We start from the raw sequence: 12867 nt of genomic DNA, 5'->3' as shown, positions 1-12867 counted from the left end.
TTACTACTCTGTTTTATAAGAGAGTGTAGTCAGTAAACCAACAGGCTAATAGTGAATATTATTGAGCGGATGAATGGGGAAAATTGAACTAGTTATCCAGCTCGCTCATATTTTTCACCTGATCGCGGTTAATTTGCTCCGTCTGACCCGTTTCGGCATTTTTGTAGGAGACCAGGCCCGTGTCATCGTCTACCTGCGGTTTACCGTCGGTGACAATGGTTCGGCCATCGGTCGTACGCACAGCCTGGTTCGAGGAGCAGCCTGCGAGAGTAAAGACGGTTGCTGCGGTGAAAAGGGAAGCGATTAATAGTTTCTTTTGCATGGTGTTCTCCCTGCTTTTCAGTCATTTTCAGTGATATACCCACTAACTGTAGACGCACTGACTGAGGTCGAGAGGAAATACAGAACACTCTGAAGACTCACCTTAACACAACGGTTTCCTGCGAATCGTCATCGTACTGGTCTGGGCAAGCGTCAGACCGCGCGTTTCTGGCGCGAAGGCAATGGAGACCAGCAACCCGACCAACGAGATCCCCGCCCCCATCAGCATCACCTGACTAATACCATATTTAGTAATGAAAATAGGCAGCGCCCAGGTCGAGAGGATGGTACCGATACGACTCAACGACATGATAACCCCCACTGCGGAGGCGCGAATGTCGGTCGGGAACAGTTCATTGGGATAGAGCCATTGCAAATTCCCCGGTCCGCCGGAGAAAAAGGCGTACACCGCGAATGCCGTCACCACCAGCCAGATCCCCATTTCCGGGATCAGCCCCAGCACCGCCAACGCCAGCGTCATCATCACGAAGCTGCCAATCAGCAGCGGCCTCCGCCCCGCGCTGTTCAGCCAGAACATTGGCGGAATACAACCCAGCATAAAGAACAGGCTGATCACCACATTCCCCAGCGCTGCGCTCTTCCCGGCCCCCAGTCCCAACAGGCCGACGATCTGCGGACCAAAGGTGTAAATGGCAAACATCGGGATCACCTGACAGGTCCAGATCGCGGCGACAAACAGCACAAACGGGAAGTGGCGACGATTAAACAATTGTAAAAAGCGCGTCTCCTGCGCTGTGTCTTCATCGAACGCAACCGGCTCGCCGAACAACTTGATCATCATCGCTTCACACTCTTTGACCCGGCCTTTACGCAACAGCCAGCGCGGAGACTCGGGCAGATCGAAGCGACCAATCAGGATCAACAGGCAAGGGATCGCCGCGCTGCCCAGCATCCAGCGCCAGCCGCCCTCGACGTCATAGAGCCAGTAACCAACCAGATCGGCGCAGGTCGCGCCGACGTACCACATCGCCGCAATAAAGCTTATAGAGAAGGCACGTTGGCGGGTACTGGAAAATTCGGTGATCATCGAGGTGGCAATGGGATAATCCGCACCAATCACCACGCCAATCAGCACCCGCATCACCAGCAGTTCAACCGGAGATGAGACAAACATAGTGGCCACCGATATCACCCCAATAGCGATGATATCGATAAGAAACATTTTGCGCCGCCCCACTTTGTCCGAGATATAGCCAAACAAAGAGGTGCCGACAAACAGCCCTGCCAGCGTCCCCGCGCCCAACAGGCCAATCCACTCAGCATCCAGCTTCAGCGCAGGCGTGAGCTGTTCCAGCGCGACGCCAATCATCACCAGCACATAACCGTCCAGAAACGGTCCACCGCTTCCCCACAGCATGATCCTGCGGTGAATAGAGGAGAACTGGATGTCATCAAAGTTCCTGGGCTGTTGCATGGCAATGTCCTGTTTGCCGACATTCGGCATTAGTGCTTAACTGCCTGATGGCGCTGCGCTTATCAGGCCTACTTATCCCCGTAGGCCGGATAAGGCGTTTTCGCCGCCATCCGGCAGTGGAGCGTATACCTGTACTCATTAACCGTAACGAAACTCCACGCCAAAGGTGCCGCGTGGGTACTCCCATTTTTCCAGCGCCGTATCAAGTCCGAGAATTCGACACGTTCCGCACTCCAGGCATCCGGCATAATCAAAGCGCACGCTGCCGTCATCCTGTTTTTTGTATAACCCGGCCGGACAGGCTTTGATCAACACTTCCAGCACCTGCTTATCCGGCGCAGTTTTCATGATGATGTGCGGATGCTCTTCATCGACATTGAATTTGTTGACGCCCAGCTTGACGTCTACGTTGACGGGAGAAGTCATAATACGGTCACTCCTTTAATGCCATCCTTCATCAGGTTGATGAAGCCCACTTTCTTCGCATGGCGCAGGATCGTCTTACGCATCGGCACCGGCGCACTACCATCGACGGTAAAGAGGTCACGGGCGATACCAACAACCATTTCCGGGTAGCGGGTGAACATGCGCGGGTTATCGAGGAACGCCGGCAACCGCTGGTACATACGCATATCGCGCATCGGACCGTTGTCGAGATGCTGGCGATATTCCGCCAGCCCCTGACGGCTAAAGTCGTTGCTTTGCATGGCGGAAAGCACCGTTTTCGCCGCCGCTTCACCTGCTGCCACCGCGAGATCCATCCCGCGAATCGTGAAGCCGAGATTCATACACATACCCGCCGCGTCGCCCGCAATCAGCACGCCGTCGCCCACCAGCTCAGGCTGCATGTTAATCCCTGCTTCCGGCACCACGTGTGCCGCGTACTCCACCAGCTTGCCACCCGCGATCAGCGGGGCAACGGCCGGATGCTGTTTGAAATCTTCCAGCATTTGCGGGACCGATTTTTTCGCCTCTTTCAGATGATGAAGCCCGCATACCAGCCCCAGTGACAGGGTGTTTTCGTTGGTATACAGGAAGCCACCGCCCATCAGGCCATCCGTGGGCGATCCCGCGAACAGACAGGCCGCCCCTTCGTTACCCTGCAACTGGAAGCGATCTTCAATCACCGATTTCGGCAGTTCGATCAGCTCTTTCACGCCGACCGCCACGTGCGAGGCCTCAACGCGTTTTGCCATTCCCAGTTTTTCCGCCAGCAGGGAGTTGACGCCATCGGCTAGGATCACTACTTTCGATTCGATGATGTCGCCGTCCGCTTCTACACCAACGACTTTGCCATCGCGCTGCACGACGTTATCCACGCGGATCCCGGTGATCAACTGCGCGCCCGCCTCTTCCGCCTGCTCCATCAGCCAGGCGTCAAATTTACTGCGCAACACCGAATAAGAGACCTGCGACGGGCCAGCCTTTTCACCGTTGAGATAGTCCACGGTCATCGCCCCGTTATCGGTCATAAAGGCGAGCTTTTCATGGGTAATGACCCGTTCAACAGGGGCCTGCTGAGCAAAGCCTGGAAGAATGCGCTCCAGACTGTGAGCATAGATGCGCCCACCGGTGACATTCTTCGCGCCAGCGGAATTTCCGCGCTCGATAACCAACACCTGAGCCCCTTCGCGGGCGAGCACCAGGGCGGCGACGGAACCGGCAAGCCCCGCGCCCACGATGATGGCATCAAAGATATCTTCGGACATACGTACTCCCTGCCTGAATGGGTTAGCGTGCCAGTGCGGTCGTCAGCGCGGGCAGGATTTTCAGCGCATCGCCGACAATGCCGTAATCCGCGTACTGAAATATCGGCGCATTTTTGTCTTTGTTGATGGCAAAAATAGTCTGCGCGCCGTTTGCCCCCACCATGTGCTGGATCTGCCCGGAGATCCCCACCGCCAGGTACAATTCCGGCTTGAGCATCAGATTCGAGATCCCGACATAGCGCTCATGCTCCATCCACTTCTCGTTTTCGGCGACCGGACGCGAGCAGGCCAGCTCCGCGCCAATGGCCTGACACAGCGCTTGCGCCAGTGAGATATTCTCTTTGCTGCCGATACCGCGTCCCACGCTGACCACCAGCCGGGCTTTATCGAGATCAACGCTGTTACTCTGACGTGGCTGCGTGGCAGTGCGCGTGACGGTAATTTCCGGCGCCTGCCAGGCTACGCTGTGCGTCTCGCCGCTGCGGGTCGCATCAGGCTGTTGCGCCTCAAAAGTGCCGCTGCTGAGCGTCAGTACCGCAAACGGCGTGGAGAGCGTCTCTTCGCCCATCGCCAGGCCGCCATACACCATGTGTTTGACCGTCGCCCGGCCATCCTGCTGCGTCACGGTGCTGGCATCATTAGAAACCGTTGCGGCAAGGCGATAGCCCAGTTTTGCCGCCAGCAGTTTGCCGCGACGGGTGTTGGGCAGCAGCAACAGGCCAGAATCACCCTGTTGACGAACGGTCTGTGCCATCACGTCCGCATAATCTTCCACCATACGATCGTCCGGCTTGCCGCTCAGTTGCCAGACGTGATGTGCGCCCAACTGAATGGCCGTGGTTGCCTCATCGGCGCTTTGCACAAATGCGTTAATCTGTTCACCTAAAATCTGCGCGCCGCTCATCAGTTCCGGCAGGCGAGACGCGGTATCGCTGAATACCCAGACGCTGGAAAACTTGCTCATAACATCCCCTTCTTAATTAATGATTTTGCGCAGACTATCGGCAAACGCAGCGATCTGTTCTTCACCATCGCCTTCAATCACAATGCGCTGGCGCTCACGTTGTTTCGGTGCGGCCACCGTTTGCGTGGACCAGGCGTCCCCGGCGCTAAAGCCAATGTCCGCCGCTGACCAGACCTGAACCGGTTTTTTCGCCGCCCCCAGAATGGCTTTCATCGATGGTATTTGTGGAGAGTTAATATCGGTGGAAACGGCCACGACCGCCGGCAGCGGAATGCTCAGCGTTTCAATTTCATCTTCCAGTTCACGTTCAACGGTCAGCGTACTTTCCGTCAGTGAGAGGATCTTGCTCACGCCGTTGATGGCGGGAATGTTCAGCGTTTCGCCTACCAGCAGGCTGACCTGCTGGGCGTAGAGATCGGAGGAACCATCGCCGCAGAGAATCAGATCAAAACCCGACTTTTGCGCGGCAGCAGCCAGCGCTGCGGCGGTTTGCTGTGGCAATGCCTGCTCGAACCGATCGTCAATGACGACCACCAGTTCGTCCGGGCCGCGGGAGAGGACATCCTTACGCCCTTTCGCGTTGGTTAACGCCTTGCCGCCCACGCTCAGGGCGATCACCTGCGCGTCGCTGGCCTGCTGTTTCAGTTGGCAGGCCGCTTCAATAGCATTCAGGTCGTACTGGCTGATTTTGCCATCTGCTTTGCTGAAATCTAATGAACCATCTGCGTGATTGACGACAATATCCTGTTCATCAGGTACGCACTTGTAGCAAGTAATTATCTTCATTGCATCTCCAGAAATCATGAAGGAAACGTATATATATCGGCGGTGTTAAATACAGATATCACGCTCTTTAATTCGGAAATAAAACCATAATCACCAATATTGAAAATGTCACACACTGATATTCGCAACTTTCAATATTGTTAAGCACCTCACCAATATTGAAATCCGACGTCAAAAAGAAATATTTTCAATATTGCCTGGCAGATCACCAATATTGAACGCCAAACGGTGGAAAACCCAACAAAATAGAATGTAAACAAATGATAAATATACATTTTTAAGAGCTGTCCGCACCAAAACACCCCAAACAAAAAGTGTGACGAAGATTACAGAATGCCGCAAAACGAATACCCATTATGAGTTACTCGCCAACGCGTCCTGAGGTTAAACGGGTATCAACAAATATTTAATAAAAATAAACAAAAATAAAACAAACGGGAACGCTAAATAAATTTCGTTTTCAACCTGGAATTCACTCATGAAAAATGAAAAGAGAAAGTCTGGAATTGAGCCAAAGGTTTTTTTCCCGCCGCTAATAATCGTCGGAATACTTTGCTGGCTAACGGTACGCGATCTCGATGCCGCAAATGTCGTTATTAATGCCGTCTTTAGTTATATCACCAATGTCTGGGGATGGGCATTTGAGTGGTATATGGTCATTATGCTCATCGGCTGGTTCTGGCTGGTGTTTGGTCCCTACGCGAAAAAGAAATTAGGTGACGAGAAACCGGAGTTCAGCACCGCCAGCTGGATCTTCATGATGTTCGCCTCCTGTACCTCTGCCGCCGTGCTGTTCTGGGGATCGATAGAGATTTACTACTACATCTCCACGCCGCCGTTTGGCCTGGAACCTAACTCCACCGGAGCGAAAGAGATTGGCCTCGCTTACAGCCTGTTTCACTGGGGACCGCTGCCGTGGGCGACTTATAGCTTCCTCTCCGTGGCCTTCGCCTACTTCTTCTTTGTGCGCAAGATGGACGTCATTCGTCCCAGCTCCACGCTGGTGCCGCTGGTCGGCGAAAAACACGCCAAAGGTCTGTTAGGCACCATCATTGATAACTTCTATCTGGTCGCACTGATCTTCGCGATGGGCACCAGCCTTGGGCTGGCGACGCCGCTGGTCACCGAATGTATGCAGTACCTGTTTGGTATCCCGCACACGCTGCAACTGGATGCGATCATCATTACCTGCTGGATCATTCTTAACGCCATTTGCGTGGCCTGCGGCCTGCAAAAAGGGGTCAGGATCGCCAGTGACGTGCGCAGCTATCTGAGCTTCCTGATGCTCGGCTGGGTGTTCATCGTCAGCGGCGCCAGCTTCATTATGAACTACTTCACCGACTCCGTCGGGACGCTGCTGATGTATCTGCCGCGCATGCTGTTCTACACCGACCCGATCGCCAAAGGCGGTTTCCCACAGGGCTGGACGGTCTTCTACTGGGCGTGGTGGGTGATTTACGCCATTCAGATGAGCATCTTCCTGGCACGTATCTCTCGCGGTCGTACCGTGCGTGAACTGTGCTTTGGCATGGTGCTGGGCCTGACGGCCTCCACCTGGATCCTGTGGACGGTACTGGGCAGTAACACTCTGCTGTTGATGGATAAAAACATCATCAACATCCCGCAACTGATTGCCGATCACGGCGTGCCGCGCGCGATTATCGAAACCTGGGCCGCCCTGCCGCTCAGCACCGCCACGATGTGGGGATTCTTTATTCTCTGCTTTATTGCCACCGTTACGCTGATCAACGCCTGCTCTTACACCCTGGCGATGTCGACCTGCCGTGAAGTGCGCGATGGCGAAGAGCCGCCGTTACTGGTGCGTATCGGCTGGTCAGTGCTGGTCGGCGTGATTGGCATCGTGCTGCTGGCACTCGGCGGCCTGAAGCCAATACAAACCGCGATTATCGCCGGGGGCTGCCCGCTGTTCTTCGTCAACATTATGGTGACGCTCTCCTTTATCAAAGACGCCAAAGTGCACTGGAAAGATAAATAAACCTAATTACCCCATGACATAGAGGTTAGAAGATGGATTTCAATTTCAATGATGAGCAGGAACTGTTTGTCGCCGGTATTCGTGAACTGATGGCCAGTGAGAACTGGGAAGCCTATTTTGCCGAATGCGATCGCGACAGCGTGTATCCGGAGCGTTTCGTGAAAGCGCTGGCGGACATGGGCATCGATAGCCTGCTGATCCCGGAAGAACATGGCGGCCTGGAAGCCGGATTCGTCACCGTGGCTGCCGTCTGGATGGAACTGGGACGCCTCGGTGCGCCTACGTACGTGCTGTATCAGCTGCCGGGCGGGTTTAATACCTTCCTGCGCGAAGGCACCCAGGAGCAGATCGATAAAATCATGGCGTTCCAGGGAACCGGGAAACAAATGTGGAACTCCGCCATCACCGAACCGGGAGCGGGATCGGATGTTGGTAGTCTGAAAACCACTTATACCCGCAAAAATGGTAAGGTTTATCTTAATGGTAGTAAGTGTTTTATCACCAGTAGCGCCTACACCCCTTATATCGTGGTGATGGCAAGAGACGGCGCTTCCCCGGATAAACCTGTCTATACCGAATGGTTTGTCGACATGAGTAAACCCGGCATCAAGGTCAACAAACTTGAGAAGTTGGGTCTGCGCATGGACAGCTGCTGTGAAATCAACTTTGACGATGTCGAGCTGGACGAAAAAGACATGTTCGGTCGGGAAGGTAACGGCTTTAACCGCGTAAAAGAAGAGTTCGACCACGAACGTTTCCTGGTAGCCCTCACCAACTACGGTACAGCAATGTGCGCCTTTGAAGATGCGGCGCGCTACGCCAACCAGCGCGTGCAGTTTGGCGAAACGATCGGTCGTTTCCAGTTGATCCAGGAGAAGTTCGCCCATATGGCGATCAAATTAAACTCCATGAAAAACATGCTGTTAGAAGCGGCATGGAAAGCCGACAACGGTACCATCACCTCGGGTGATGCGGCGATGTGTAAATACTTCTGCGCCAACGCGGCGTTTGAAGTCGTGGACACCTCCATGCAGGTTCTCGGTGGTGTTGGGATTGCGGGTAACCACCGCATCACCCGCTTCTGGCGTGACCTGCGCGTTGACCGCGTATCCGGCGGCTCTGACGAAATGCAGATCCTGACGCTCGGTCGTGCCGTGCTGAAACAATACCGTTAAGACAGCGACATGCCCGGTGGCGCTGTGCTTACCGGGCCAATGCTTTGCGTCTTATCAGGCCTACAAATTTATCAGGAGCATTTTATGGATCGTCTACCAATGCCTGCTTTTGGGCCGCTTGCCGGGCTGCGGGTTGTCTTCTCCGGGATCGAAATCGCCGGGCCGTTCGCCGGTCAGATGTTTGCCGAGTGGGGCGCTGAAGTTATCTGGATTGAGAACGTCGCCTGGGCCGATACCATCCGTGTTCAGCCAAACTATCCGCAGCTGTCGCGGCGTAATTTGCACGCGCTCTCGCTGAATATTTTTAAAGATGAAGGTCGGGAAGCGTTTCTGAAACTGATGGAAACCACCGATATCTTCATTGAAGCCAGTAAAGGTCCGGCGTTTGCCCGTCGTGGAATTACCGATGAGGTCCTGTGGCAACATAACCCGAAACTGGTTATCGCTCACCTGTCCGGCTTCGGCCAGTACGGTACCGAGGAGTACACCAACCTTCCGGCCTATAACACCATCGCTCAGGCCTTCAGCGGTTACCTGATCCAAAACGGCGACGTTGATCAGCCGATGCCAGCCTTCCCGTACACCGCCGACTACTTCTCCGGCATGACGGCCACCACAGCCGCGCTGGCGGCACTGCATAAGGTGCGGGAAACCGGCAAAGGCGAAAGTATCGATGTGGCGATGTACGAAGTGATGCTGCGCATGGGTCAGTATTTCATGATGGATTACTTCAACGGCGGTGAAATTTGCCCGCGCATGACCAAAGGTAAAGACCCCTATTACGCCGGTTGCGGGCTGTATAAATGCGCCGACGGTTACATCGTGATGGAGCTGGTCGGGATTACCCAGGTCACCGAATGCTTTAAAGACATCGGTCTGGCGCACATTCTCGGTACGCCGGAAGTGCCGGAAGGAACACAACTGATTCACCGTGTCGAGTGCCCGTACGGACCGCTGGTCGAAGAAAAACTGGATGCGTGGCTGGCCGCACACACCATCGAGGAAGTGCAGGCGCGTTTCGCCGAGCTGAATATCGCCTGCGCCAAAGTGCTGACCATTCCGGAGCTGGAAGGCAATCCGCAGTACGTTGCCCGCGAATCCATTACCCAGTGGCAAACGATGGATGGCCGCACCTGCAAAGGGCCAAACGTCATGCCGAAATTCAAAAACAATCCGGGGAAAATCTGGCGCGGCATGCCGTCGCACGGCATGGACACTGCCGCCATTCTGAAAAATATCGGTTACAACGACGCAGACATTAAGGAACTGGTCAGTAAGGGTCTGGCCAAAGTTGAGAACTAAATGCGAAATGCTGACCGGCTCGCCCGGTTAGCACAACGCCTGTGAAAATGGACAGGAGTGCAATGGATATCGTTGGCGGACAACACTTACGCCAGATGTGGGACGATCTGGCCGAAGTTTATGGCAGTAAAACAGCGCTGATTTGCGAATCCAGCGAAGGGGACGTGCGTCAGTACAGCTACGCCTCGCTTAACGAGGAGATCAATCGGACGGCAAACCTTTTCCACTCGTTGGGCATTCGCAAAGGTGATAAGGTCGCCCTGCATCTGGATAACTGCCCGGAGTTTTTCTTTTGCTGGTTCGGGCTGGCGAAAATTGGCGCGGTCATGGTGCCGATCAATGCCCGTCTGCTGCGTGAAGAAAGCGCGTGGATCCTGCAAAACAGTGACGTTCAGTTGCTGGTAACCAGCGCCGCTTTTTATCCGATGTATCGGCAGATCCAACAGGCAAAGACGACGCCGCTTAGCCATATCTGCCTGATTGGTGAGGCGTTGCCGATCGCTGATGGCGTAAGCCATTTCACGACGCTGAAGGATCAGCAGCCGACGACATTGCGCTATACCCCACCGTTGTCCACGGACGACATGGCCGAGATCCTGTTTACCTCCGGCACCACTTCCCGCCCTAAAGGCGTGGTGATCACCCATTACAACCTGCGTTTTGCCGGCTACTACTCGTCGTGGCAATGCGCCCTGCGTGATGACGATGTTTACCTGACGGTCATGCCTGCGTTTCATATCGACTGTCAGTGCACTGCCGCCATGGCCGCCTTCTCGGTGGGCGCAACCTTTGTGCTGATAGAGAAATACAGCGCCCGCGCTTTCTGGGGACAAGTGCGTAAATACCGCGCGACCGTCACGGAATGCATCCCGATGATGATCAGAACGCTGATGGTTCAACCCGTATCACCGCTGGACAGAGAGCACTGTTTACGGGAAGTGATGTATTACCTCAACCTGTCAGTGCAGGAAAAAGATGCATTTGTTGAACGCTTCGGTGTGCGTCTGCTGACCTCTTACGGCATGACGGAAACCATTGTCGGCATCATCGGCGATCGCCCCGGTGATCAGCGACGCTGGCCCTCTATTGGACGTCCCGGCTTTTGTTACGAAGCAGAAATTCGCGATGAGCAAAACCGTGCGCTGCCCGCCGGTGAAATTGGGGAAATCTGTATTAAGGGCGTGCCGGGTAAAACGATTTTCAAAGAGTACTACGGCAGGCCGGATGCCACCGCCAAAGCGCTCGAGCCGAACGGCTGGCTGCATACCGGTGATTCCGGCTATCGCGACGAAGACGGTTTTTTCTATTTTGTCGATCGCCGCTGCAACATGATTAAACGAGGGGGAGAAAACGTCTCCTGCGTGGAGCTGGAAAATATTATTTCGGCACACCCCAAAATTCAGGACATCGTCGTTATTGGAATTAACGATTCAATTCGTGACGAAGCGATAAAAGCCTTTGTAGTTCTCAACGAGGGTGAAACGCTCAGTGAAGAAGAGTTTTTCAGCTTCTGCGAAAAAAATATGGCGAAATTTAAAGTCCCTTCAATTATGGAGATTAGAACCGACCTGCCGCGAAATTGTTCAGGAAAAATAATCAAAAAAAACCTGAAATAACCCTACAGGCAGGAATAACCCCTGCCAGACATCCTATTTTTGGAGATGAACCATGAGTGAATCTTTACATTTAACCCGCAACGGATCGATTCTGGAAATTATATTGGATCGACCAAAAGCAAATGCGATCGATGCCAAAACCAGTTTCCAGATGGGTGAGGTTTTTCTTAATTTTCGTGACGATCCCGAACTGCGCGTGGCGATTGTCACCGGCGCAGGCGAGAAGTTTTTTTCCGCCGGTTGGGATTTAAAAGCCGCGGCGGAAGGTGAAGCACCAGACGCCGATTTTGGCCCCGGCGGATTCGCTGGCCTGACTGAAATCTTCAATCTCGACAAACCGGTGATCGCTGCCGTCAATGGCTATGCATTCGGTGGTGGCTTTGAACTGGCGCTGGCCGCAGACTTTATTGTCTGTGCCGATAACGCCAGCTTTGCCCTCCCTGAAGCCAAACTCGGCATCGTACCGGACAGCGGCGGCGTCCTGCGTCTGCCGAAAATACTGCCCCCGGCCATCGTCAATGAAATGATCATGACCGGCAGACGCATGGATGCAGATGAAGCGCAGCGCTGGGGGATCGTCAATCGCGTGGTCAGCCAGCAGGAACTGATGGACAGCGCGCGTGAACTGGCACAACAGCTGGTGAACAGCGCACCACTGGCCATCGCCGCGCTGAAAGAGATTTACCGCACAACCAGTGAAATGCCGGTGGAAGAGGCTTATCGTTTCATCCGCAGCGGCGTGCTGAAACACTATCCGTCCGTGCTGCACTCCGAAGATGCGCTCGAAGGGCCGCAGGCGTTTGCTGAAAAACGCGATCCGGTCTGGAAAGGACGCTAATGCCTTATGGTGCTGCGCTTATCAGGCCTACGCAGGCCCGAATGTCTGCACGCTTGCGTAGGCCGGATAAGGCGTTTACGCCGCCATCCGGTAAACAACAATTGAGGAATGCCGATGAGTTTTTACGCCTTTGAAGGCTTAATTCCCGTGGTCCATCCCGAGGCGTATGTGCATCCCAGCGCAGTACTGATTGGCGATGTCATCGTAGGGGCTGGCGTATACGTCGGCCCGCTCGCCTCACTGCGCGGGGACTATGGCCGCTTAATCCTTGAAGCGGGCTCCAACCTTCAGGATGGCTGCATTATGCATGGCTACTGCGATACAGACACGGTGGTACGCGAGAATGGACACATCGGACACGGTGCTATCCTGCACGGTTGCGTGATAGGCCGGGACGCACTGGTCGGCATGAACAGCGTGATCATGGACGGTGCGGTGATCGGCGACGAAAGCATTGTCGCCGCCATGAGTTTCGTCAAAGCCGGATTTACTGGCGCCGCACGACAGTTGCTGGTCGGCACGCCAGCCCGCGTTATGCGTGAGGTCAGCGAACAGGAACTGCACTGGAAGCGGCTGAATACGAAGGAATATCAGGATCTCGCCGTACGCTGTCGGGCATCGCTACGGGAAACGTCGCCATTAACGGCGGTTGAAGCAAACCGGCCGCGCCTGAAGGGCACAACGGAGGTGAAGCCTAAATCGGCCATGTAATCATGCCGGATGGC

12 protein-coding genes are annotated in these 12867 nt (G+C 54.5%); 6 read left to right on the top strand and 6 right to left on the bottom strand.

Features of this window, described 5'->3' with window-relative positions; translation table 11 throughout:
- Nucleotides 1-88: 88 nt before the first annotated feature.
- From HVZ37_RS04220 to HVZ37_RS04195, 6 genes are all read right to left on the bottom strand, one after another.
- Nucleotides 89-322 carry a YgdI/YgdR family lipoprotein gene (locus HVZ37_RS04220; protein ID WP_042997976.1) on the bottom strand — a complete coding sequence of 78 codons (234 nt, stop codon included), beginning with the start codon at nucleotides 320-322 and terminating at the stop codon, nucleotides 89-91.
- 102 nt (nucleotides 323-424) lie between these two features.
- Nucleotides 425-1756 (bottom strand): MFS transporter, encoded by a 1332-nt coding sequence (locus tag HVZ37_RS04215; protein WP_044256030.1) that lies wholly within the window; start codon nucleotides 1754-1756, stop codon nucleotides 425-427.
- Nucleotides 1757-1894: 138 nt separating this feature from the next.
- Entirely contained in the window at nucleotides 1895-2182 is a 288-nt protein-coding gene (gene fixX / locus HVZ37_RS04210; RefSeq protein WP_042997977.1) for a ferredoxin-like protein FixX, read from the bottom strand.
- Entirely contained in the window at nucleotides 2179-3465 is a 1287-nt protein-coding gene (locus tag HVZ37_RS04205; protein WP_181628131.1) for an FAD-dependent oxidoreductase, read from the bottom strand. Before HVZ37_RS04205 ends, fixX begins: the two co-directional genes overlap by 4 nt.
- A gap of 22 nt (nucleotides 3466-3487) precedes the next feature.
- Complete coding sequence (locus tag HVZ37_RS04200; RefSeq protein ID WP_181628130.1) at nucleotides 3488-4429, bottom strand: electron transfer flavoprotein subunit alpha/FixB family protein; 942 nt, start codon at nucleotides 4427-4429, stop codon at nucleotides 3488-3490.
- A 12-nt stretch (nucleotides 4430-4441) separates the two neighbouring features.
- On the bottom strand, nucleotides 4442-5215 hold the full coding sequence (locus tag HVZ37_RS04195) for an electron transfer flavoprotein FixA (RefSeq protein WP_042997980.1): 774 nt from the start codon (nucleotides 5213-5215) through the stop codon (nucleotides 4442-4444).
- 478 nt (nucleotides 5216-5693) lie between these two features.
- Between HVZ37_RS04195 and caiT the strand changes: the two genes are divergently transcribed.
- From caiT to caiE, 6 genes are all read left to right on the top strand, one after another.
- Nucleotides 5694-7211: an L-carnitine/gamma-butyrobetaine antiporter gene (gene caiT / locus HVZ37_RS04190; RefSeq protein WP_181628129.1), complete on the top strand. Its 1518-nt coding sequence runs from the start codon at nucleotides 5694-5696 to the stop codon at nucleotides 7209-7211.
- 32 nt (nucleotides 7212-7243) lie between these two features.
- Nucleotides 7244-8386 carry a crotonobetainyl-CoA dehydrogenase gene (gene caiA, locus HVZ37_RS04185; protein WP_042997982.1) on the top strand — a complete coding sequence of 381 codons (1143 nt, stop codon included), beginning with the start codon at nucleotides 7244-7246 and terminating at the stop codon, nucleotides 8384-8386.
- Between the two features lie 84 nt (nucleotides 8387-8470).
- Nucleotides 8471-9688: an L-carnitine CoA-transferase gene (gene caiB, locus HVZ37_RS04180; RefSeq protein ID WP_044255581.1), complete on the top strand. Its 1218-nt coding sequence runs from the start codon at nucleotides 8471-8473 to the stop codon at nucleotides 9686-9688.
- 62 nt (nucleotides 9689-9750) lie between these two features.
- Nucleotides 9751-11304, top strand: a complete 1554-nt coding sequence (gene caiC, locus HVZ37_RS04175; protein WP_181628128.1) for a crotonobetaine/carnitine-CoA ligase — start codon at nucleotides 9751-9753, stop codon at nucleotides 11302-11304.
- A 52-nt stretch (nucleotides 11305-11356) separates the two neighbouring features.
- Nucleotides 11357-12142 carry a crotonobetainyl-CoA hydratase gene (gene caiD, locus HVZ37_RS04170; RefSeq protein WP_042997985.1) on the top strand — a complete coding sequence of 262 codons (786 nt, stop codon included), beginning with the start codon at nucleotides 11357-11359 and terminating at the stop codon, nucleotides 12140-12142.
- A 114-nt stretch (nucleotides 12143-12256) separates the two neighbouring features.
- Nucleotides 12257-12853: a carnitine operon protein CaiE gene (gene caiE, locus HVZ37_RS04165; RefSeq protein WP_042997986.1), complete on the top strand. Its 597-nt coding sequence runs from the start codon at nucleotides 12257-12259 to the stop codon at nucleotides 12851-12853.
- Nucleotides 12854-12867 lie beyond the last annotated feature (14 nt).

The sequence above is a fragment of the Citrobacter sp. RHB35-C17 genome (genome assembly GCF_013816795.1).
GTDB lineage: Bacteria > Pseudomonadota > Gammaproteobacteria > Enterobacterales > Enterobacteriaceae > Citrobacter_A > Citrobacter_A amalonaticus.
The sequence above is the reverse complement of the archived record's forward strand: the minus strand, read 5'-3'. Positions and strand labels throughout refer to the sequence as shown.

Bases quoted from the DNA above. Each gene is read 5' to 3' on its own strand.
- HVZ37_RS04220 (WP_042997976.1), bottom strand. From the start codon at position 322: ATGCAAAAGAAACTATTAATCGCTTCCCTTTTCACCGCAGCAACCGTC.
- HVZ37_RS04215 (WP_044256030.1), bottom strand. From the start codon at position 1,756: ATGCAACAGCCCAGGAACTTTGATGACATCCAGTTCTCCTCTATTCAC.
- fixX (WP_042997977.1), bottom strand. From the start codon at position 2,182: ATGACTTCTCCCGTCAACGTAGACGTCAAGCTGGGCGTCAACAAATTC.
- HVZ37_RS04205 (WP_181628131.1), bottom strand. From the start codon at position 3,465: ATGTCCGAAGATATCTTTGATGCCATCATCGTGGGCGCGGGGCTTGCC.
- HVZ37_RS04200 (WP_181628130.1), bottom strand. From the start codon at position 4,429: ATGAGCAAGTTTTCCAGCGTCTGGGTATTCAGCGATACCGCGTCTCGC.
- HVZ37_RS04195 (WP_042997980.1), bottom strand. From the start codon at position 5,215: ATGAAGATAATTACTTGCTACAAGTGCGTACCTGATGAACAGGATATT.
- caiT (WP_181628129.1), top strand. From the start codon at position 5,694: ATGAAAAATGAAAAGAGAAAGTCTGGAATTGAGCCAAAGGTTTTTTTC.
- caiA (WP_042997982.1), top strand. From the start codon at position 7,244: ATGGATTTCAATTTCAATGATGAGCAGGAACTGTTTGTCGCCGGTATT.
- caiB (WP_044255581.1), top strand. From the start codon at position 8,471: ATGGATCGTCTACCAATGCCTGCTTTTGGGCCGCTTGCCGGGCTGCGG.
- caiC (WP_181628128.1), top strand. From the start codon at position 9,751: ATGGATATCGTTGGCGGACAACACTTACGCCAGATGTGGGACGATCTG.
- caiD (WP_042997985.1), top strand. From the start codon at position 11,357: ATGAGTGAATCTTTACATTTAACCCGCAACGGATCGATTCTGGAAATT.
- caiE (WP_042997986.1), top strand. From the start codon at position 12,257: ATGAGTTTTTACGCCTTTGAAGGCTTAATTCCCGTGGTCCATCCCGAG.